Annotated in this window: 17 protein-coding genes, 1 tRNA gene and 2 pseudogenes; 18 read left to right on the top strand and 2 right to left on the bottom strand. The window is 62.0% G+C overall.

Annotation, left to right across the window (positions count from 1 at the left end; translation table 11 throughout):
- From tuf to FJ546_RS30465, 14 genes and pseudogenes are all read left to right on the top strand, one after another.
- Positions 1-312, top strand: a pseudogene (gene tuf / locus FJ546_RS30530) (elongation factor Tu); the annotation flags it as partial.
- A gap of 220 nt (positions 313-532) precedes the next feature.
- Positions 533-1,537, top strand: a complete 1,005-nt coding sequence (locus tag FJ546_RS30525) for a hypothetical protein (RefSeq protein ID WP_140892946.1) — start codon at positions 533-535, stop codon at positions 1,535-1,537.
- Positions 1,538-1,646: 109 nt separating this feature from the next.
- Positions 1,647-2,132, top strand: a complete 486-nt coding sequence (locus FJ546_RS30520; protein ID WP_140892945.1) for a group II truncated hemoglobin — start codon at positions 1,647-1,649, stop codon at positions 2,130-2,132.
- Between the two features lie 25 nt (positions 2,133-2,157).
- On the top strand, positions 2,158-2,370 hold the full coding sequence (locus FJ546_RS30515; RefSeq protein ID WP_246687028.1) for a putative glycolipid-binding domain-containing protein: 213 nt from the start codon (positions 2,158-2,160) through the stop codon (positions 2,368-2,370).
- 82 nt (positions 2,371-2,452) lie between these two features.
- Positions 2,453-2,528, top strand: a tRNA-Trp gene (locus FJ546_RS30510).
- 363 nt (positions 2,529-2,891) lie between these two features.
- Positions 2,892-3,095, top strand: a complete 204-nt coding sequence (gene secE / locus FJ546_RS30505; RefSeq protein ID WP_010909260.1) for a preprotein translocase subunit SecE — start codon at positions 2,892-2,894, stop codon at positions 3,093-3,095.
- Between the two features lie 29 nt (positions 3,096-3,124).
- Entirely contained in the window at positions 3,125-3,652 is a 528-nt protein-coding gene (nusG, locus tag FJ546_RS30500) for a transcription termination/antitermination protein NusG (RefSeq protein WP_010909261.1), read from the top strand.
- 172 nt (positions 3,653-3,824) lie between these two features.
- The gene (gene rplK / locus FJ546_RS30495; RefSeq protein WP_010909262.1) at positions 3,825-4,253 is read left to right on the top strand and encodes a 50S ribosomal protein L11; all 429 of its coding nucleotides are present in this window, start codon (positions 3,825-3,827) and stop codon (positions 4,251-4,253) included.
- A 4-nt stretch (positions 4,254-4,257) separates the two neighbouring features.
- Complete coding sequence (gene rplA, locus FJ546_RS30490) at positions 4,258-4,956, top strand: 50S ribosomal protein L1 (RefSeq protein WP_010909263.1); 699 nt, start codon at positions 4,258-4,260, stop codon at positions 4,954-4,956.
- Between the two features lie 392 nt (positions 4,957-5,348).
- The gene (gene rplJ / locus FJ546_RS30485) at positions 5,349-5,867 is read left to right on the top strand and encodes a 50S ribosomal protein L10 (protein WP_019857958.1); all 519 of its coding nucleotides are present in this window, start codon (positions 5,349-5,351) and stop codon (positions 5,865-5,867) included.
- A 54-nt stretch (positions 5,868-5,921) separates the two neighbouring features.
- Positions 5,922-6,299 (top strand): 50S ribosomal protein L7/L12, encoded by a 378-nt coding sequence (rplL, locus tag FJ546_RS30480; protein WP_008875658.1) that lies wholly within the window; start codon positions 5,922-5,924, stop codon positions 6,297-6,299.
- Positions 6,300-6,550: 251 nt separating this feature from the next.
- Positions 6,551-10,687 (top strand): DNA-directed RNA polymerase subunit beta, encoded by a 4,137-nt coding sequence (rpoB, locus tag FJ546_RS30475; RefSeq protein WP_140892943.1) that lies wholly within the window; start codon positions 6,551-6,553, stop codon positions 10,685-10,687.
- A gap of 131 nt (positions 10,688-10,818) precedes the next feature.
- Positions 10,819-15,015, top strand: a complete 4,197-nt coding sequence (rpoC, locus tag FJ546_RS30470) for a DNA-directed RNA polymerase subunit beta' (protein WP_140892942.1) — start codon at positions 10,819-10,821, stop codon at positions 15,013-15,015.
- Between the two features lie 85 nt (positions 15,016-15,100).
- Positions 15,101-15,766 (top strand): O-methyltransferase, encoded by a 666-nt coding sequence (locus FJ546_RS30465; protein ID WP_140892940.1) that lies wholly within the window; start codon positions 15,101-15,103, stop codon positions 15,764-15,766.
- Between the two features lie 3 nt (positions 15,767-15,769).
- Here FJ546_RS30465 and FJ546_RS30460 read toward each other — a convergent pair whose 3' ends face one another.
- A complete protein-coding gene (locus FJ546_RS30460) occupies positions 15,770-16,705 on the bottom strand; it encodes a Gfo/Idh/MocA family oxidoreductase (RefSeq protein WP_140892938.1) in 936 nt (311 codons plus the stop codon).
- 110 nt (positions 16,706-16,815) lie between these two features.
- Positions 16,816-17,097, bottom strand: coding sequence for a hypothetical protein (locus FJ546_RS30455; protein ID WP_010909270.1), 282 nt, complete (start codon positions 17,095-17,097; stop codon positions 16,816-16,818).
- A gap of 475 nt (positions 17,098-17,572) precedes the next feature.
- Here FJ546_RS30455 and rpsL point away from each other — a divergent pair, with 475 nt between their 5' ends.
- The 4 genes and pseudogenes from rpsL to FJ546_RS30435 form a co-directional block, all read left to right on the top strand.
- Positions 17,573-17,944 (top strand): 30S ribosomal protein S12, encoded by a 372-nt coding sequence (gene rpsL / locus FJ546_RS30450; RefSeq protein ID WP_006333356.1) that lies wholly within the window; start codon positions 17,573-17,575, stop codon positions 17,942-17,944.
- Between the two features lie 60 nt (positions 17,945-18,004).
- Entirely contained in the window at positions 18,005-18,475 is a 471-nt protein-coding gene (gene rpsG, locus FJ546_RS30445) for a 30S ribosomal protein S7 (RefSeq protein ID WP_006202127.1), read from the top strand.
- Positions 18,476-18,504: 29 nt separating this feature from the next.
- Entirely contained in the window at positions 18,505-20,595 is a 2,091-nt protein-coding gene (gene fusA, locus FJ546_RS30440; RefSeq protein WP_140892936.1) for an elongation factor G, read from the top strand.
- A 67-nt stretch (positions 20,596-20,662) separates the two neighbouring features.
- Positions 20,663-20,739 (top strand): annotated as a pseudogene (locus FJ546_RS30435) (elongation factor Tu); the annotation flags it as partial.

The raw sequence follows: 20,739 nt of genomic DNA, 5'->3' as shown, positions 1-20,739 counted from the left end.
GTTCTGGCCAAGCCCGGCACGGTGAAGCCGCACAAGAAGTTCGTGGCCGAAGCCTACATCCTGACCAAGGACGAAGGTGGCCGTCACACGCCGTTCTTCACCAACTACCGTCCGCAGTTCTACTTCCGCACGACGGACGTGACCGGCATCGTGTCGCTGCCGGCCGGCACCGAGATGGTGATGCCTGGCGACAACATCACGGTCGATGTCGAGCTGATCGTGCCGATCGCCATGGAAGAGAAGCTGCGCTTCGCCATCCGTGAAGGCGGCCGCACCGTCGGTGCCGGCATCGTCGTCACCATCAAGGAATAATCGAGACCGGCATTGGTCGGATCGACAAGGAAAGGGCGGTCTTCGGGCCGCCCTTTTTCGTTTACTTACGCCGTGCAGAACAAGTCGTGCACGGTTGTTTCGAAGCTATTGCAAGTACCACCGCCGCAACTAATATTGGTTCCGGCAGGGGGCATAGCCGAGCGTGATTTCGGGGCATCATTCAAACAATATGGCAAGGTGGTGGCGCGGACTGGTTCGCTTGGTGCCAGTGGTCGCGATGGTGATGGAGGCCTTCGCTGCAAAGGCCGAAGACGGGTCCGATCCAACGACCTGGAAGACATTATCTCATCCGAAGATAGGGTCGAATGAAGTCTTCCCGATATGGGACGATCCGAAGACGTGGTCCGACCCGAAGATATGGTCCGATGATGTCTCGGAAATGAGATTCGCTGTCGTGCGCAGCAGCGCGACGGGCTGCGAACCCAATTGCCCGGAATGGATCTCGGCCGAAGGCGCCATCGCAGCCGGCACGCCAGCGCAACTCAAGCGGACCCTGAAGACACTCGGCCGCCGCAAACTGCCGATCATCATCAATTCCCCGGGCGGCAATCTCGAAGCGGCGCTTCAGCTTGGCCGGATAATCCGAAAGAACAAGCTCGATATCGCCATCGGTAAGACCGAGTTTTCCGGTTGTTGGCCCGGTATGACGGAGTGTCGGGCCAATGACGGCAAGAGTGCCGCCTATTTCGGCATTGCGTCTGATGGCGGTGCCATGTGCAATTCCGCCTGTCCGCTGATGTTTGCCGGAGGCGTTCGCCGCGTGGCCGGTGGCTGGGCGTATCTGGGTGTTCATCAGATCACCACCACCTATTTCCCCAGCACACGGCACTATCGAACTACCTATCGAGTTGTTCGGGGCAAAAAATACAAGGTCACTACAGAAACCATCACCCAAGGCGAAAGCTACAAGACTTATGAAATGAACAAGGCGTTCGCGAGGAAGCTCTCCGCCTATCTCCGGGAGATGGGTGTCGGACAGGGCGTGCTAGATGTAATGCAGGCGACGCCGGCCAGCGATATCCGGCAGATCAGCCTCCACGATATGCTGACGATGAAATTGGCCACTAGCACGGACACTGTAGACCTGTTGACCAGCGCAAGTCTTTGCATGCTCGACAAGTCGGCCCAGAATTGTCGGGAAATGCGGGGCAATGCCAAGCCGGCCAGCGTGGCAAACGCAAAGGCCGTACCTTCAGCAGACTGATGTCCCACCTTCTCAGCCGGCCAAAGCTCCACGACTGGCCATCGAGGCAGGTTGAGCCGTGCTCGATGTTTCCGCTATCGTCCGCGGCGATCGAGAGGCGAGGATCGATATGAGCAAGGACGTCCCGACATTGTTCGAATGGGCCGGTGGCAGCGATGCCCTGAACCGGCTGACGCAGACCTTCTATGACAAGGTGGCAAAGGACCCGGTTGTCGGGCCGGTATTCAAGGCGATGTCGCCGGACCATCCCGCCCATGTCGCGGCCTTCATCGGCGAGGTCTTTGGCGGACCGAAGACCTATAGCGAGAAATTCGGCGGCCACCGCGAGATGGTCATGCATCATCTGGGCAAGCATTTGACCGAGGAGCAGCGCCGCCGCTGGATCAACCTGCTCGCCGACGCAGCCGACGAGGTCGGCTTGCCGGACGATCCCGAATTTCGCTCGGCCTTCATGGGCTATGTCGAATGGGGATCGCGGCTGGCCAAGATGAACTCCAATCTCGGCGAGACCTGCGATCCGGAAACCGAGCCGATGCCTGCCTGGGGCTGGGGCGTGCCTGGCGGGCCGTACGCGCCGCCGGCCGGGAAATCGTAGCGTTGCGAACAGGCTGACGCGGCGCTTGCGGCTTTCCATCGGGCAGAGCGCCGAGATCACCACCGCGTTTATCGAAGTCCCGGCGCTCACCGTCGCCAGCAACCCGCAGCGCGACACACGCCTCGAGGAGGGCAGGCGATACCTCTATGAATCGCGCGTCAAAGACTTCAGGCGCGAACTCGAGATCGACCGCGACGGGCTGGTCGTCACCCATCCCGATTTCTGGCAAAGGGGATGAAGGCGCGTTTGCGTGCAAACCACTCTTTACAGACAGCGCGGAAGCTTTTAGGAAGCCCCTGCTGCGCCGAAGCGCGCACGATACGGGCATAGCTCAGTTGGTAGAGCGGCGGTCTCCAAAACCGCAGGTCGTAGGTTCGAGCCCTGCTGCCCGTGCCATTTCAAAAATGGCCGTCAGAAACGATATTTGCGCGGACCGCCCTTTGAAAATCGGCGACACGCTTGCCATATTAGGCGGATTGGGGCATAAGGGCGCCATAGCCGGGACGGAACGACTGGATGGTTCCGAGGCGGTGTTTGGTCATAAAGCGGACACTTGCCACTTGCGTGGATCAAGAATCGGTTTTATGTAGACAGAACAGACACGCGACGCGTGGAGCTGGGAAGCCGGCTTTACGCGTCTGATTTGCATGGGCGAAATGATTGCGCTGATTCGGCGCGAGACTGGGCTCAGGCGGCACGTCCCGGCCAGCGGGATCATCCAGGGGGCCCGGCCAACGGGTCTTGAAGACAGAGCGGCATATGGCTTCGAAAACCACAAATCCTTTCGTCTTTCTCCAGCAGGTTCGCTCGGAGACCGCCAAGGTGACTTGGCCGTCGCGGCGCGAAACGATGATCTCGACGGTGATGGTTCTGGCCTTCGCCGTGATTGCGATGATCTTTTTCTTTAGCGCCGATCAGTTGATGGGCCTCGCGATCGAACAGATTCTGGGCATTGGACGCTAAGTCCGGCGACTACGGAGAAGTCTAAAAAAATGGCTGCGCGCTGGTACATCGTCCACGCTTATTCGAACTTTGAAAAGAAGGTCGCGGAGGACATCGAGAACAAGGCCAAGCAGAAGGGCCTGTCCGCCGATATCGAGCAGATCGTGGTGCCGACCGAGAAGGTGGTCGAGGTTCGTCGTGGCCGCAAGGTCGATGCCGAGCGCAAGTTCTTCCCGGGCTACGTGCTCCTGAAGGCCAATTTGACCGACGCGGTGTTCTCGCTGGTGAAGAACACGCCGAAGGTCACCGGCTTTCTCGGTGACTCCAAGCCGGTGCCGATCACCGAGGCGGAAGCGCAGCGCATCCTGAACCAGGTGCAGGAAGGCGTCGAGCGGCCGAAGCCCTCGGTCACTTTCGAGATCGGCGAGGCGATCCGCGTCTCGGATGGTCCTTTCGCGTCGTTCAACGGCTTCGTCCAGGAAGTGGACGAGGAGCGGGCGCGGCTCAAGGTGGAAGTTTCGATCTTCGGGCGCGCCGTGCCTGTCGATCTGGAATTCGGACAGGTCGAAAAGGGCTGATCCGAAATCCCTGATGCCGGTCTGGCGATCAGGGGAGGCGGTGCGGAAACGCATGGCCGGAGAACGGTGGGAGGCGAATGTGGCTTTAGCCGGCCGCGCGAACCGCACCACCAGACTGCAACCGCCGGTGTTTTCCCTGATGGGGCCGGCATAGACAAAGGCAGGAAAAGAGATGGCTAAGAAAATTGCAGGCCAGCTCAAGCTTCAGGTCTCCGCGGGTTCGGCTACGCCGTCGCCCCCGATCGGCCCGGCGCTTGGTCAGCGCGGCATCAACATCATGGAGTTCTGCAAGGCGTTCAACGCGCAGACCCAGGAAATGGAAAAGGGATCGCCGGTTCCGGTCGTCATCACCTACTATCAGGACAAGTCGTTCACCTTCGTCATGAAGACGCCGCCGGTGAGCTATTTCCTGAAGAAGGCCGCGAACCTGAAGTCGGGCTCGAAGGAGCCGGGCAAGGTCAAGGCTGGCACCGTTTCGCGCGACAAGGTGCGCGAAATCGCGACCGCCAAGATGAAGGATCTGAACGCAAACGACGTCGAGGCGGCCATGCGCATGGTCGAGGGCTCCGCCCGCTCGATGGGTCTGGAAGTGGTGGGCTGAGATCATGGCAAAGATTGCAAAGCGTGTATCGAAGACCCGCGAAGGCATCGATCCCAACAAGGCTTACGCCCTGGGTGAAGCGCTGAAGCTGCTCAAGGACCGTTCCTCGGTCAAGTTCGACGAGACCGTCGAAGTCGCCATGAACCTCGGCGTCGACCCGCGCCATGCCGACCAGATGGTCCGCGGCGTGGTCAACCTGCCGAACGGCACCGGCCGTTCGGTTCGCGTCGCCGTGTTCGCCCGTGGCGACAAGGCCGAGGAAGCCAAGGCCGCCGGCGCCGACATCGTCGGCGCGGAAGACCTGGTCGACATCGTCCAGAAGGGCACGATCGATTTCGATCGCTGCATCGCCACGCCGGACATGATGCCGCTGGTCGGCCGTCTCGGCAAGGTGCTCGGCCCGCGCGGCATGATGCCGAACCCGAAGGTCGGCACCGTCACCACCGACGTCGCCGCCGCCGTCAAGGCATCGAAGGGCGGCGCGGTCGAGTTCCGCGTCGAGAAGGCCGGCATCGTTCATGCCGGCGTCGGCAAGGTCTCGTTCGACGTCAAGGCGCTGGAAGAGAACATCCGCGCCTTCGCCGATGCGGTGACCAAGGCAAAGCCGGCTGGCGCCAAGGGCAACTACGTCAAGAAGGTGTCGGTCACCTCGACGATGGGCCCGGGCCTCAAGCTCGACGTCTCGACGCTCGCCGCGTCCTGATTAAGACCATTTGGATCGGCCGCTGGAAGGCCGATCCGTGACTGAATTCCGGGCCTTGGATTTATCCTGGGCCCGGTGCCGGAAGTCGAAAGGCTTCCGGACATCCTGTCCGAGATTGCAGGCGGCCCAAAAGCCTTAATTCATGTGGGCCTGCATGAGACGGGTGAAGACCCGACAACGGAGCGAATGCTCCAATGAAAGGTTCGAACCGTGTTTGCCTTTTGTCTGCGCATCGCCGGCTTTGCCGTCGGTGTGGCGAAAGGGGGCAGGATCCTCGAGCGTCGTTCGGGAGATCCGTTACTGGATGGCCCGGCCGGCAAAAGGCAACCCGACGCCTGTCCTCGAAATGAGATGTTCTCATTGACGGGATTGGGGTCAACTGGAGATAGGCAGTGGACAGAGCGGAAAAACGCGAACTCGTCACGGGCCTGAACGAAGCGTTCGGAAACGCAGGTTCAGTCGTCGTGGCCCACTATGCCGGTATCACCGTCGCGCAAATGAACGACCTTCGGTCGAAAATGCGCGCCGCCGGTGGCACCGTTAAAGTCGCGAAGAACCGTCTCGCCAAAATCGCTCTTCAGGGCACGGACTCCGCATCGATCATCGACCTGTTCAAGGGACAGACGCTGATTGCTTATTCGGAGGATCCGATTGCGGCGCCGAAGGTCGCGTCCGATTTCGCCAAGGGAAATGACAAGCTCGTCATTCTCGGCGGCGCAATGGGCACCACCTCGCTCAATGCCGACGGTGTGAAGGCACTCGCCACACTTCCGTCGCTCGATGAGCTGCGCGCCAGGCTGGTTGGCATGATCGCCACGCCGGCAACCCGGATCGCCCAGATCGTCAATGCGCCAGCGGCCTCGGTCGCGCGCGTCATCGGCGCTTACGCCCGGAAGGACGAGGCGGCATGAGGCCGTTCCTCGCTATCAAAAACACACGTTCGAACCTAACGAAGGAATACAACAATGGCTGATCTCGCAAAGATCGTAGACGACCTTTCGAAGCTGACCGTCCTCGAGGCGGCCGAGCTGTCGAAGCTTCTGGAAGAAAAGTGGGGCGTTTCGGCTGCTGCTCCGGTGGCGGTTGCCGCTGCTGGCGGCGCTGCCGCTGCTGCTGCTCCGGCCGAGGAAAAGACGGAATTCGACGTCGTCCTCACCGAGGCTGGCGCTCAGAAGATCAACGTCATCAAGGAAGTCCGCGCCATCACCGGTCTTGGCCTCAAGGAAGCCAAGGACCTGGTCGAAGCGGCTCCGAAGCCGGTCAAGGAAGGCGTTTCCAAGGCCGACGCCGACAAGTTCAAGGCCCAGCTGGAAGCAGCCGGCGCCAAGGTCGACCTGAAGTAAGCGTAAAAGCGGCGGGCGGCCTCGCGCCGTCCGCCACTCCCTTCGCCTGGAGGGAGGACGCGTAGCGCGAGATGTACGAGAACCTCTTTCCTGAGGGCCGCGAACCGGCCTTCAGGAAACGGGTTTTCTCCCGTTTTAGCCGTCCGCCGAAAGGCGGACGGAGAACAGACAGAGAGCCGCCGCCCAGGCGGCTCGGTATGCAAGGCGGACCGCGGCGAGGTTCGTCCCGAGTTTAGAGCTAAGGAGCGACGATGGCCCAGACCCAGACTTTCAATGGCCGCAGACGCGTACGCAAGTTCTTCGGAAAGATTCCGGAAGTTGCGGAGATGCCGAACCTGATCGAGGTTCAGAAGGCATCCTATGACCAGTTCCTGATGGTGGACGAGCCCAAGGGCGGCCGTCCGGACGAAGGACTGCAGGCTGTTTTCAAGTCGGTCTTCCCGATCTCCGATTTTTCCGGCTCCTCGATGCTGGAGTTCGTGAAGTACGAGTTCGAAGGACCGAAATTCGACGTTGACGAATGCCGTCAGCGCGACCTGACCTATGCCGCGCCGCTGAAGGTGACGCTGCGCCTCATCGTGTTCGATATCGACGAGGATACCGGCGCCAAGTCGATCAAGGACATCAAGGAGCAGGACGTCTACATGGGCGACATGCCGCTCATGACCTTGAACGGCACCTTCATCGTCAACGGCACCGAGCGCGTCATCGTCTCGCAGATGCACCGTTCGCCGGGCGTCTTCTTCGACCACGACAAGGGCAAGTCGCACTCGTCGGGCAAGCTTCTGTTTGCCGCGCGCGTCATTCCCTATCGCGGCTCATGGCTCGACATCGAGTTCGATTCCAAGGACGTCGTGCACGCCCGCATCGACCGCCGCCGCAAGATTCCGGTGACGTCGCTGTTGATGGCGCTCGGCATGGATGGCGAAGAGATCCTGTCGACCTTCTACAACAAGATCACCTATGTCCGCGCCGGCGACCACTGGCGCATTCCGTTCAACGTCGAGCGTTTCCGCGGCCTCAAGGCCGTCGGCGATCTGGTCGACGCCGATACGGGCGAGATCGTTGTCGAGGCTGGCAAGAAGATCACCGCCCGCCAGGCGCGCCAGCTCGGCGAAAAGGGCCTGAAGGCGATCAAGGCGACCGACGAGGATCTGCTCGGCAACTACCTGGCCGAGGACATCGTCAACTACGCCACCGGCGAGATCTTCCTCGAAGCCGGCGACGAGATCGATGAAAAGACGCTCAAGGTGCTGCTTGGCACCGGCGAGCAGGAGATCAAGGTTCTCGACATCGACCACGTCAATGTCGGCGCCTACATCCGCAACACGCTCAACGTCGACAAGAACGAGAGCCGCCAGGACGCGCTGTTCGACATCTATCGTGTCATGCGTCCGGGCGAGCCGCCGACGCTTGAGACCGCCGAAGCCATGTTCAACTCGCTGTTCTTCGACTCAGAGCGCTACGATTTGTCGGCTGTCGGCCGCGTCAAGATGAACATGCGCCTCGAACTCAAGGCCGAGGACACCGTGCGTGTGCTGCGCAAGGAAGACATCCTGGCCGTGGTCAAGACGCTGGTCGAACTGCGCGACGGCAAGGGCGAGATCGACGACATCGACAACCTCGGCAACCGCCGCGTGCGTTCCGTCGGCGAGCTGATGGAGAACCAGTACCGCGTCGGCCTGCTGCGCATGGAGCGCGCGATCAAGGAGCGTATGTCCTCGATCGAGATCGACACGGTGATGCCGCAGGATCTGATCAACGCCAAGCCGGCGGCCGCCGCCGTGCGCGAGTTCTTCGGTTCCTCGCAGCTGTCGCAGTTCATGGACCAGACCAACCCGCTGTCGGAGATCACCCACAAGCGTCGTCTTTCGGCGCTTGGACCGGGCGGTCTGACCCGCGAACGCGCCGGCTTCGAAGTGCGCGACGTGCACCCGACGCATTACGGCCGTATCTGCCCGATCGAGACGCCGGAAGGCCCGAATATCGGTCTGATCAACTCGCTGGCCACTTTCGCACGCGTCAACAAGTACGGCTTCATCGAAAGCCCGTACCGCAAGATCGTCGACGGCAAGCTGACCAATGACGTCGTCTATCTCTCGGCGATGGAAGAAGCCAAGCACCATGTCGCGCAGGCTAACGCCGAACTCGACAAGAATGGCGGCTTCGTCGACGAGTTCGTCATTTGCCGCAGCGCCGGCGAAGTGATGATGGCGCCGCGCGAAAACGTCGACCTGATGGACGTGTCGCCCAAGCAGATGGTGTCGGTGGCCGCGGCCCTGATCCCGTTCCTGGAAAACGACGACGCCAACCGCGCTCTGATGGGCTCGAACATGCAGCGTCAGGCCGTGCCGCTGGTGCGCGCCGAGGCGCCGTTCGTCGGCACCGGCATGGAGCCGGTCGTTGCCCGTGACTCAGGCGCCGCCATCGGTGCCCGCCGCGGCGGCATTGTCGACCAGGTGGACGCGACGCGTATCGTCATCCGCGCGACGGAAGATCTCGATCCGGGCAAGTCCGGCGTCGACATCTACCGGCTGATGAAGTTCCAGCGTTCGAACCAGAACACCTGCATCAACCAGCGTCCGCTGGTGCGCATGGGTGACCGGGTCAACAAGGGCGACATCATCGCCGACGGTCCGTCGACCGAGCTCGGTGATCTGGCGCTCGGCCGCAACGTGCTGGTCGCGTTCATGCCGTGGAACGGCTACAACTACGAGGACTCGATCCTGCTCTCCGAGCGCATCGTCGCCGACGACGTCTTCACCTCGATTCACATCGAGGAGTTCGAGGTCATGGCGCGCGATACCAAGCTTGGTCCGGAGGAAATCACGCGTGACATTCCGAATGTTTCGGAAGAGGCGCTGAAGAACCTCGACGAAGCCGGCATCGTCTATATCGGCGCGGAAGTGCAGCCGGGCGACATCCTGGTCGGCAAGATCACGCCGAAGGGCGAAAGCCCGATGACGCCGGAAGAGAAGCTTCTGCGCGCCATCTTCGGTGAAAAGGCTTCCGACGTGCGCGACACTTCGATGCGCATGCCTCCGGGCACTTTCGGCACCGTCGTCGAGGTGCGCGTGTTCAATCGCCACGGTGTGGAGAAGGACGAGCGCGCCATGGCGATCGAGCGCGAGGAGATCGAACGCCTCGCCAAGGACCGCGACGACGAGCAGGCCATCCTGGACCGCAACGTCTACGCGCGTCTTTCCGACGTGCTCGTCGGCAAGGAAGCGATCGCTGGACCGAAGGGCTTCAAGAAGGGCTCGACGCTGTCGAAGGATACGCTCGACGAGTATCCGCGTTCGCAGTGGTGGCAGTTTGCCGTGGAGAACGAAAAGCTCCAGAGCGAACTGGAAGCCCTGCGTGGCCAGTACGATGACTCCAAGAAGGCGCTCGAGCAGCGCTTCATGGATAAGGTCGAGAAGGTCCAGCGCGGCGACGAAATGCCTCCGGGCGTCATGAAGATGGTCAAGGTCTTTGTGGCCGTGAAGCGCAAGATGCAGCCGGGCGACAAGATGGCCGGCCGTCACGGCAACAAGGGTGTCGTGTCGCGCATCGTTCCGGTCGAGGACATGCCTTTCCTCGAGGACGGCACGCATGCCGATATCGTGCTCAACCCTCTGGGTGTGCCGAGCCGCATGAATGTCGGCCAGATCCTGGAAACGCACCTGGGCTGGGCCTGCGCGGGCATGGGCAGGAAGATCGGCGAGCTGATCGACACGTACAAGGCGGCTGGCGACATCAAGCCGCTGCGCAAGACGCTCGAGAGCTTCATGCCGGCCAATGACCGCAACGAGCCGATCCGCGAGTATGATGACGAGAGCATTGTTCGCCTCAGCGAGCAGATGCGCCGCGGCGTCTCGATCGCGACCCCGGTGTTCGACGGTGCGCACGAGGCTGACATCAACATCATGCTGGAGCAGGCGGGCCTGCACACCAGCGGTCAGTCGCAGCTCTACGACGGACGCACGGGCGAGCCATTCGATCGCAAGGTGACGATGGGCTATATCTACATGCTCAAGCTTCACCACCTGGTGGACGACAAGATCCACGCGCGTTCGATCGGTCCGTACTCGCTCGTCACCCAGCAGCCGCTGGGAGGCAAGGCGCAGTTCGGCGGTCAGCGCTTCGGCGAAATGGAGGTCTGGGCGCTGGAAGCCTACGGTGCCGCCTACACGCTGCAGGAAATGCTGACGGTGAAGTCGGACGACGTCGCCGGCCGCACCAAGGTCTACGAGGCGATCGTGCGCGGCGACGACACGTTCGAGGCCGGCATTCCGGAGAGCTTCAACGTGCTCGTCAAGGAAATGCGGTCTCTCGGCCTCAATGTCGAGCTGGAGAACACCAAGCTCGACGACGCCCCGGTTCGGCTGCCCGACGCGGCTGAGTAAAGGCTGGAGCGCGCCGCACGAAGTTGCGGCGCGCCAAAGGAATTCGACGGCCGGTGGCCGACAAAGACGGCGGGCGTTTGGCCCGCGACTAGATGCAAGGGGTTTTCGAGGACCCCGAAAAGGAGAACGGCATGAACCAAGAGGTCATGAATCTCTTCAATCCGCAGGCGCCTGCGCAGGTGTTCGATTCCATCCGGATCTCACTGGCCAGCCCTGAGAAGATTCTGTCCTGGTCGTTCGGCGAGATCAAGAAGCCGGAGACCATCAACTACCGCACCTTCAAGCCGGAGCGTGACGGTCTGTTCTGCGCGCGCATTTTTGGCCCGATCAAGGACTATGAGTGCCTGTGCGGCAAGTACAAACGCATGAAGTACAAGGGCGTCATCTGCGAGAAGTGCGGCGTCGAAGTCACGCTGTCGCGCGTCCGCCGCGAGCGCATGGGCCATATCGAGCTCGCCGCTCCCGTCGCCCATATCTGGTTCCTGAAGTCGCTGCCCTCGCGCATCGGCACGCTGCTCGACATGACCCTGAAGGACATCGAGCGCGTCCTTTACTTCGAGAACTACATCGTCACCGAACCCGGCCTCACCGCGCTGAAGGAGCACCAGCTGCTCAGCGAGGAAGAGTACATGATCGCCGTCGACGAGTATGGCGAGGATTCGTTCACCGCCATGATCGGCGCCGAGGCCATTCATGACCTTCTGGCCGGCATGGATCTGGAGAAGATCGCCGGCGACCTGCGTTCGGAACTGGCTTCGACCACGTCCGAGCTCAAGCAGAAGAAGTATCTGAAGCGGCTCAAGGTCGTCGAAAACTTCATGGAATCCGGCAACCGTCCGGAATGGATGATCATGAAGGTGGTTCCGGTGATCCCGCCGGACCTGCGTCCGCTGGTTCCTCTGGATGGTGGACGTTTCGCGACGTCCGACCTGAACGATCTCTATCGCCGCGTCATCAACCGCAACAACCGCCTGAAGCGGCTGATCGAGTTGCGCGCGCCCGGCATCATCGTGCGCAATGAAAAGCGCATGCTGCAGGAAGCTGTCGACGCACTGTTCGACAACGGCCGTCGCGGCCGCGTCATCACCGGCGCCAACAAGCGTCCGCTGAAGTCGCTTTCCGACATGCTCAAGGGCAAGCAGGGCCGGTTCCGTCAGAACCTGCTCGGCAAGCGCGTCGACTATTCCGGCCGCTCGGTCATCGTCACCGGTCCGGAGCTCAAGCTGCACCAGTGCGGCCTGCCGAAGAAGATGGCGCTCGAACTGTTCAAGCCCTTCATCTATGCCCGTCTCGACGCCAAGGGTTACTCCTCGACCGTCAAGCAGGCCAAGAAGCTGGTCGAGAAGGAGCGTCCGGAAGTCTGGGATATCCTCGACGAGGTCATCCGCGAGCATCCGGTGCTGCTCAACCGCGCGCCGACGCTGCACCGCCTCGGCATCCAGGCGTTCGAGCCGATCCTGATCGAAGGCAAGGCGATCCAGCTGCACCCGCTGGTCTGCACTGCCTTCAACGCCGACTTCGACGGCGACCAGATGGCGGTCCACGTGCCGCTGTCCCTGGAAGCGCAGCTTGAAGCCCGCGTGCTGATGATGTCGACCAACAACATCCTGCACCCGGCTTCCGGCGCGCCGATCATCGTACCGTCGCAGGACATGGTTCTGGGTCTCTACTATCTCTCGATCGTCAACCAGAACGAGCCGGGCGAGGGCATGGTGTTTGCCGATATGGGCGAACTCCAGCACGCGCTCGAGACCAAGGCGGTGACCCTGCACGCCAAGATCAAGGGCCGCTTCCGCACCGTCGACGCCGAAGGCAAGGTCGTGTCGAAGATCTATGACACCACGCCTGGCCGCATGATCATCGGCGAGCTTTTGCCGAAGAACGTCAATGTGCCTTACGAGACCGCCAACCAGGAGATGACCAAGAAGAACATCTCCAAGATGATCGATACCGTCTACCGCCATTGCGGGCAGAAGGAGACGGTCATTTTCTGCGACCGCATCATGGCGCTCGGTTTCGCTCACGCCTGCCGTGCCGGCATTTCGTTCGGCAAGGACGACATGCTGATCCCGGACAGCAAGATCAAGCTGGTGTCCGACACCGAGGCTTTGGCCAAGGAATACGAGCAGCAGTACAATGACGGCCTGATCACGCAGGGCGAGAAGTACAACAAGGTCGTCGACGCCTGGGCCAAGTGCTCCGAAAAGGTCGCCGACGAGATGATGGCCCGCATCAAGGCGGTGGAGTTCGAGGACAACGGCCGTCAGAAGCCGATGAATTCGATCTACATGATGTCGCACTCCGGTGCGCGTGGCTCGCCCACCCAGATGCGTCAGCTCGCCGGCATGCGCGGCCTTATGGCCAAGCCGTCGGGTGAAATCATCGAGACGCCGATCATCTCGAACTTCAAGGAAGGCCTGACCGTGCTCGAGTACTTCAACTCGACCCACGGCGCCCGCAAGGGTCTGGCCGACACCGCCTTGAAGACGGCGAACTCGGGTTATCTCACCCGCCGTCTGGTCGACGTGGCGCAGGACTGCATCGTCAACTCCGTGGATTGCGGCACCGACAAGGGCCTCACCATGCAGCCGATCGTCGATGCCGGTCAGGTCGTCGCTTCGGTCGGCCAGCGCGTGCTGGGCCGCACCGCGCTCGACGACATCAACCATCCGGTGACCGGCGACCTGCTGGTCAAGGCCGGAACGCTGATGGACGAGCGCGACGTGGAGCAGATCGAAAAGGCCGGCGTCCAGTCGGTCCGCATCCGCTCGGCGCTGACCTGCGAGGTCAGGGTCGGCGTGTGCGCGGTCTGCTACGGACGTGATCTGGCGCGCGGCACCCCGGTCAACCAGGGCGAAGCCGTCGGCGTCATCGCGGCGCAGTCGATCGGCGAGCCGGGCACCCAGCTCACCATGCGTACCTTCCACATGGGCGGTACCGCGCAGGTGGTGGACTCTTCGTTCCTTGAAGCCTCCTATGAGGGCAAGGTCGAGATCCGCAACCGCAACGTGGTGCGCAACTCGGACGGCCAGCAGATGGTCATGGGCCGCAACATGGCGGTGTTGATCCTCGACGAAGCCGGCAAGGAGCGCGCCACGCACCGTGTCACCTATGGTTCGCGCATCTTCGTGGACGATGGCGACAAGGTGAAGCGCGGCCAGCGTATTGCCGAATGGGATCCCTACACCCGCCCGATCCTCACCGAAATCGAGGGCAAGGTGGCGTTCGAGGATCTGGTCGACGGCATTTCCGTCCAGGAAACGGCCGACGAGTCGACGGGCATCACCAAGCGTGAGGTCATCGATTGGCGTTCGACGCCGCGCGGCAACGACCTGAAGCCGGCGATCGTCGTTCAAGACGCCAAGGGCAAGGTCGGCAAGCTGTCGAAGGGTGGCGATGCCCGCTTCCTGCTCTCGGTCGAGGCCATTCTCTCGGTCGAGCCGGGTGCGCAGGTTCGTCCCGGCGACGTGCTGGCGCGTATCCCGATGGAAAGCGCCAAGACCAAGGACATCACCGGCGGTCTGCCGCGTGTTGCCGAACTGTTCGAGGCACGTCGTCCGAAGGATCACGCCATCATCGCCGAGATCGATGGCACGATCCGCTTCGGCCGCGACTACAAGAACAAGCGCCGCATCATCATCGAGCCGCATGACTCGACGCTCGAGCCGGTCGAATACCTGATCCCGAAGGGCAAGCCGTTCCATCTCCAGGACGGCGACGTCATCGAGAAGGGCGACTACATCCTCGACGGCAATCCGGCGCCGCACGACATCCTGGCGATCAAGGGCGTGGAGGCACTTGCTTCCTACCTCGTCAACGAGATCCAGGAAGTCTACCGTCTGCAGGGCGTGTCGATCAACGACAAGCACATCGAGGTGATCGTTCGCCAGATGCTGCAGAAGGTCGAGATCACCACGCAGGGCGACTCGACCTACATACCGGGCGACCACGTCGACGTGATCGAACTGGAAGAGGTCAACGAGCGCCTGATCGAGGACGGCAAGAAGCCGGCCGAAGGTCAGCCGGTGCTGCTCGGCATCACCAAGGCCTCGCTGCAGACGCCGTCCTTCATCTCGGCCGCCTCCTTCCAGGAGACGACCAGGGTGCTGACGGAAGCCGCGGTTGCCGGCAAGACCGACATGCTGCAGGGCTTGAAGGAAAACGTCATCGTCGGCCGGCTGATCCCGGCCGGTACGGGCGGCACGATGAGCCAGATCCGGCGCATCGCCACCTCGCGCGACGAACTCATCATCGACGAGCGCCGCAAGGCCTCCGGCGTGGAAGTGGCCGAGCCGATGCTGGCCGATATGACAACCGCCGCGCAGTAGGCGCGGCGGCAAAAATCTCAGGCAACAGAAGCCGTCGGGGCAACCCGGCGGCTTTTTCCTTTCAGCGAACGATCGAGGAAGGCAGATGAGCACGAAGACCTGGACGGCTGTCGATAACTACATCGTTTCCTCACTCTTCGAGGCGGATCCCGTTCTCGATGCGGTTCTGGCGGCCAACCGCGACAATGGCCTGCCGGCGATCGACGTCTCGGCGGTGCAGGGCAAGCTGCTTTCGCTTCTGGCGCGCATCCAGGGCGCGAAGAAGGTTCTCGAAATCGGCACGCTGGGCGGCTATTCGACGATCTGGATGGCTCGCGCCTTGCCCATGGACGGCAAGATCGTCACGCTTGAACTGGACCCGCATCATGCCAAGGTCGCGCGGTCGAATTTCGAACGGGCAGGCGTGTCGGACCAAGTGGAACTGCGGGTCGGGCCGGCCCTTGAATCGCTGGCCGCGCTAAGTGCTGAAAATGCCGGGCCGTTCGATCTCATCTTCATCGATGCCGACAAGCCGAACAACCCGAACTATCTCTCCTGGGCCATGCGGCTTTCGCGGCCGGGAACGGTCATCATCTGCGACAACGTCATCCGCGACGGCGCGGTGATGGACGGGGGTGGTCACGACGCCAATGTCGTGGGCGCCCGGGCGGCGTTCTCGTTTATCGGCAGCGACAAGCGTCTGGATGGCACGGCCATCCAGACAGTCGGCGCCAAGGGCTATGACGGCTTCGCGATTGCGATCGTCAGTTGAAGGTCAGTCGAAAAAGGCCTCGACCACGTTGCGCTTGCCGAGCATGAAGGCATCGGCGACATGCTGGAGCGGCGCCAGATCGACGTCCGAGGTGCCGGCGCGCACGATCTCGGCGAAATGCTTGTAGAGCATGGGGTATTCCGCTTCTGGCTCCTCATGCACCACGCGGCCGTCGATAGCGAGCTTCGAGCCGCCGCCGGAAAGCACCATCTTGCCCGCATCCGTGTCGGCCAGGATGTCCCAGCTTTGCGGGCCGGTCTGCAGCCAGTCGAGATCCATCGTCACCGGCAATCCGTTCGAGGTGCGGAAGGTGACTTGCGCCGCGACCGGGGCGGCGCGGTTTTCAGGAAAGTCGAGCACGGCCGAGGTGATGAACATTGCCGGCAGGATGTGGGTCGCGATCGACAGCGCATTGATGCCGGGATCGAACACCCCGAAGCCGCCTGGCGCCCAGATCCAGTCCTGGTTCGGATGCCAGCGGCGCACATCTTCCTTCCAGACGATCGCCGCGGAGCGGAGCCGGGTCGATGCGAGAAAGCCGCGCGCGGCCTCAACCGCCGGCGCATAGCGCGAGTGCCAGCTGGCAAACAGCGAGACGCCGTTTTTCGCGGCCAGCACCTTCAGGTCCTCGACCTCGCTGACCGTGGCGCCCGGGGGCTTTTCCAGGAAGACATGCTTCTTCGCCTCGATCGCGGTGCGCGCTGCATCGTAGCGGAATTGCGGCGGCATACAGAGCGAGACAGCCTCGAGTTCCGCCACCGCGTCCAGCATCGCCTCGATGGTGGGAAAGTTCGGGATGCCGTGGACCTTGCCATGCCGGCTGGCGGCGGCGATGAGGCGATAGTTCTGGTCTTTCGCCAGGGCCGGCAGATGCTGGTCGCGGACGATCTTGCCGACGCCGACGATGCCTATGTTGATGGGATTGTTGTTCGAGGACATGAGGGCTCCGGATGGGAAGGACGGGTTTTCTAGGTGCGAAACGACAGCCGGGCAAGGTGTGGTCATGGAGCGGCGGTCCGGCCCGCATCGGCCGCGTCCTGACCTGATTCTCAGATCGGTGCGTCGAAGGTGACGATCGACACTTCGCCTTCGAGCGCGCCCTGATAGGCCGACAGATGCGGCTCGTCGTCCGGTACGCCGTCCATATCGCCGATCTGGTCGAGCTCGGCCTCGGCGTAACCTTCAGCCGCAAGCGATTCGAGGGCGCGACGCACCGCCGAATCGTCGTCGGGAGCGACCAGCATGACATGCACGCCTTCCGCCTTGCCGCCTTTGCGCTTCCACACCCGGCCGGTGATGATGGTGACCGGGCGTTCTTCATTGTCGTTCACGGGTTGATTCCTCCTGGCAAAGCGCGGGCGAGGGGATTTTGAGTGCTCAGGCGGCCTTTTCGCATGAAGCGGGGCCGCGCGACAGCCAAGAACCGGTCACTTTCTTCTCCGTCCTTGCAAAATGGCGAAAGAAAATTACCCGCGGTTTTCGCATGGCTGCCAAGCCCCGGCTTCGATGCAATATTTGGCACTGCGGGGTTGACGGTTCGCGGGCTTACGAGTAGAAGCCGCCCAGTCAGAACCGATGTGAGGCTCTCCCTTCCGAAGCGACACGCTTTGGAGTTTGCCTCAAACAGGGTTCGTTTTACGAGCGAAAAGACATTTCCGGCGTGCACGAAGCGGCTTCCGCTTCCTCTGCGATTTGTTCGGGCAAGACCGCGAGGCGCGGTTTGTGGCCCGAATTTGCGTATGGAAATGACGCTTTGAGCGAGCCTTGACCGGCACGAGACACGGAATTGAGAGACAAGAGGGTTTAATGCCTACCGTCAACCAGCTGATCCGCAAGCCGCGCATTGCGCCGGTGAAGCGCAACAAGGTCCCGGCCATGCAGCAGAACCCGCAGAAGCGGGGCGTCTGCACGCGCGTCTACACGACGACGCCGAAGAAGCCGAACTCGGCGCTGCGCAAGGTGGCCAAGATCCGCCTGACCAATGGTTTTGAAGTGATCGGTTACATCCCCGGCGAAGGTCACAACCTTCAGGAACACTCCGTGGTCATGATCCGCGGCGGCCGCGTCAAGGATCTTCCGGGCGTCCGCTACCATATCATCCGCGGCGTGCTCGACACGCAGGGCGTGAAGAACCGCAAGCAGCGCCGTTCGAAGTACGGCGCCAAGCGTCCGAAGTAAGATTTTCCGGCTCTGGCGCTGCTTGAAAGCGTCGGGCTACGAGATTGAGAGACAAAAGCCATGTCGCGTCGTCACAGTGCAGAAAAGCGTGAGATCAACCCGGATCCGAAGTTCGGCGATCTGATCGTCACCAAGTTCATGAACGCCGTCATGTATGACGGCAAGAAGTCGGTCGCCGAGACCATCGTCTATGGCGCGCTCGACCAGGTCCAGTCGAAGACCAAGCAGGAGCCGGTCACCGTCTTCCATCAGGCGCTCGACAATGTCGCGCCGCATGTGGAAGTGCGTTCGCGTCGCGTCGGCGGCGCCACCTATCAGGTTCCGGTCGACGTGCGTCCCGAGCGCCGCCAGGCGTTGGCCATTCGTTGGCTGATCGCGGCTGCCCGCAACCGCAACGAGACCACCATGATCGATCGCCTCTCCGGCGAGCTGATGGACGCGGCCAACAACCGCGGCACGGCCGTCAAGAAGCGTGAAGACACCCACAAGATGGCTGAAGCCAACCGCGCTTTCGCACACTACCGCTGGTAAAGCGCGAACAGGACTGAGAGGCAGCTACGATGGCCCGCGAATACAAAATCGAAGACTACCGCAATTTCGGTATCATGGCGCATATTGACGCCGGCAAGACGACGACCACCGAGCGCGTCCTCTATTACACGGGCAAGTCGCACAAGATCGGCGAAGTGCACGACGGCGCCGCTACCATGGACTGGATGGAGCAGGAGCAGGAACGCGGCATCACCATCACGTCCGCCGCCACCACGACCTTCTGGAAGGGCCGTGACGGCAAGATGCGCCGCTTCAACATCATCGACACTCCCGGACACGTCGACTTCACCATCGAAGTCGAGCGTTCGCTGCGCGTGCTCGACGGCGCCATCGCGCTGCTCGACGCCAACGCCGGTGTCGAGCCGCAGACGGAAACCGTCTGGCGTCAGGCCGACAAGTACCGCGTGCCGCGCATGATCTTCTGCAACAAGATGGACAAGATCGGCGCCGACTTCTACCGCTCGGTCGAGATGATCGGCTCGCGCCTCGGTGCGCAGGCTGTCGTCATGCAGCTGCCGATCGGCGCCGAGACCGAATTCAAGGGTGTCGTCGATCTGGTCGAGATGAACGCGCTTGTCTGGCGCGACGAGACGCTGGGCGCCGCCTGGGACGTCGTCGAGATCCCGGCCGACCTGCAGGCTCGCGCCGTGGAATACCGCGAGAAGATGATCGAAGCCGCCGTCGAAATGGACGAGACGGCGCTCGAGAACTACCTCGAAGGCAAGATGCCGTCGAATGACGAGATCCGCTCGCTGATCCGCAAGGGCACGATCGCGGTCAAGTTCTACCCGATGTTCTGCGGCTCGGCCTTCAAGAACAAGGGCGTGCAGCCGCTGCTCGACGCCGTTGTCGAATACCTGCCGTCGCCGGCCGACGTTCCCGCCATCAAGGGTGTCGATGCCAAGACCGACGCCGAGATCGAGCGTCATGCCGTCGATGACGAGCCGCTGTCGATGCTCGCCTTCAAGATCATGAACGACCCGTTCGTCGGTTCGCTGACCTTCGCCCGCATCTATTCGGGCAAGCTTACCAAGGGCATCTCGGTCGACAACACGGTCAAGGGCAAGAAGGAGCGCATCGGCCGCATGCTGCAGATGCATGCGAACTCGCGCGCCGACGTCGAAGAAGCTTTCGCCGGCGACATCGTCGCTCTGGCTGGCCTCAAGGACACGACCACCGGCGACACGCTGTGCGATCCGCTGCACCCGGTCATCCTCGAGCGTATGGAATTCCCCGATCCGGTCATCCAGATCGCCATCGAGCCGAAGACCAAGAACGACCAGGAAAAGATGGGCCTCGCCCTTCACCGCCTGGCCGCCGAGGATCCGTCCTTCCGCGTCAAGACCGACGAGGAAAGCGGCCAGACCATCATCTCCGGCATGGGCGAACTGCACCTCGACATCATCGTCGACCGCATGCGTCGCGAGTTCAAGGTCGAGGCCAATGTCGGCGCTCCGCAGGTGGCCTATCGCGAGACGATCACCCGCAAGCACGAGCAGGACTACACCCACAAGAAGCAGACCGGCGGTACCGGCCAGTTCGCCCGCGTCAAGGTTATCTTCGAGCCGAACACCGAGAGCGAAGAGTTCGTGTTCGAGTCCAAGATCGTCGGCGGCGCGGTGCCGAAGGAATACATTCCGGGTGTCGAAAAGGGCATCCAGAGCGTCATGGGCGCAGGTCCGTTCGCGGGCTTCCCGATGATCGGCGTCCGGGCGACGCTGATCGACGGCGCCTATCACGACGTCGACTCCTCGGTCCTGGCCTTCGAAATCGCGTCCCGCGCCTGCTTCCGTGAAGCGGCGCCCAAGCTTGGCGTGCAGCTGCTCGAGCCGATCATGAAGGTCGAAGTCGTGACGCCGGAAGACTATGTCGGCAGCGTCATCGGCGACCTGAACGGCCGTCGTGGCCAGATCCAGGGCCAGGAAGCACGCGGCGTGGCCGTCGTCATCAACGCGATGGTGCCGCTCGCCAACATGTTCAAGTACGTCGACAACCTGCGCTCGATGAGCCAGGGCCGCGCGGCCTACACGATGCAGTTCGACCACTACGAACCGGTCCCGACCGCGGTCGCCCAGGAAGTCCAGAAAAAATACGCGTAACTCGCAAGAGCCGTCGCGGTAACGCAATTCAAAGCCCGCATGGGCGAGCAGGAAATGGAGACATCACATGGCAAAAGGTAAATTCGAGCGCACTAAGCCTCATGTGAACATCGGCACGATTGGTCACGTTGACCATGGCAAGAC

Origin of the sequence: Mesorhizobium sp. B2-4-19 (genome assembly GCF_006441315.1) — a bacterium.
GTDB lineage: Bacteria > Pseudomonadota > Alphaproteobacteria > Rhizobiales > Rhizobiaceae > Mesorhizobium.
Note: the sequence above shows the minus strand (reverse complement) of the source record. Positions and strands in the feature narration are given on the sequence as shown.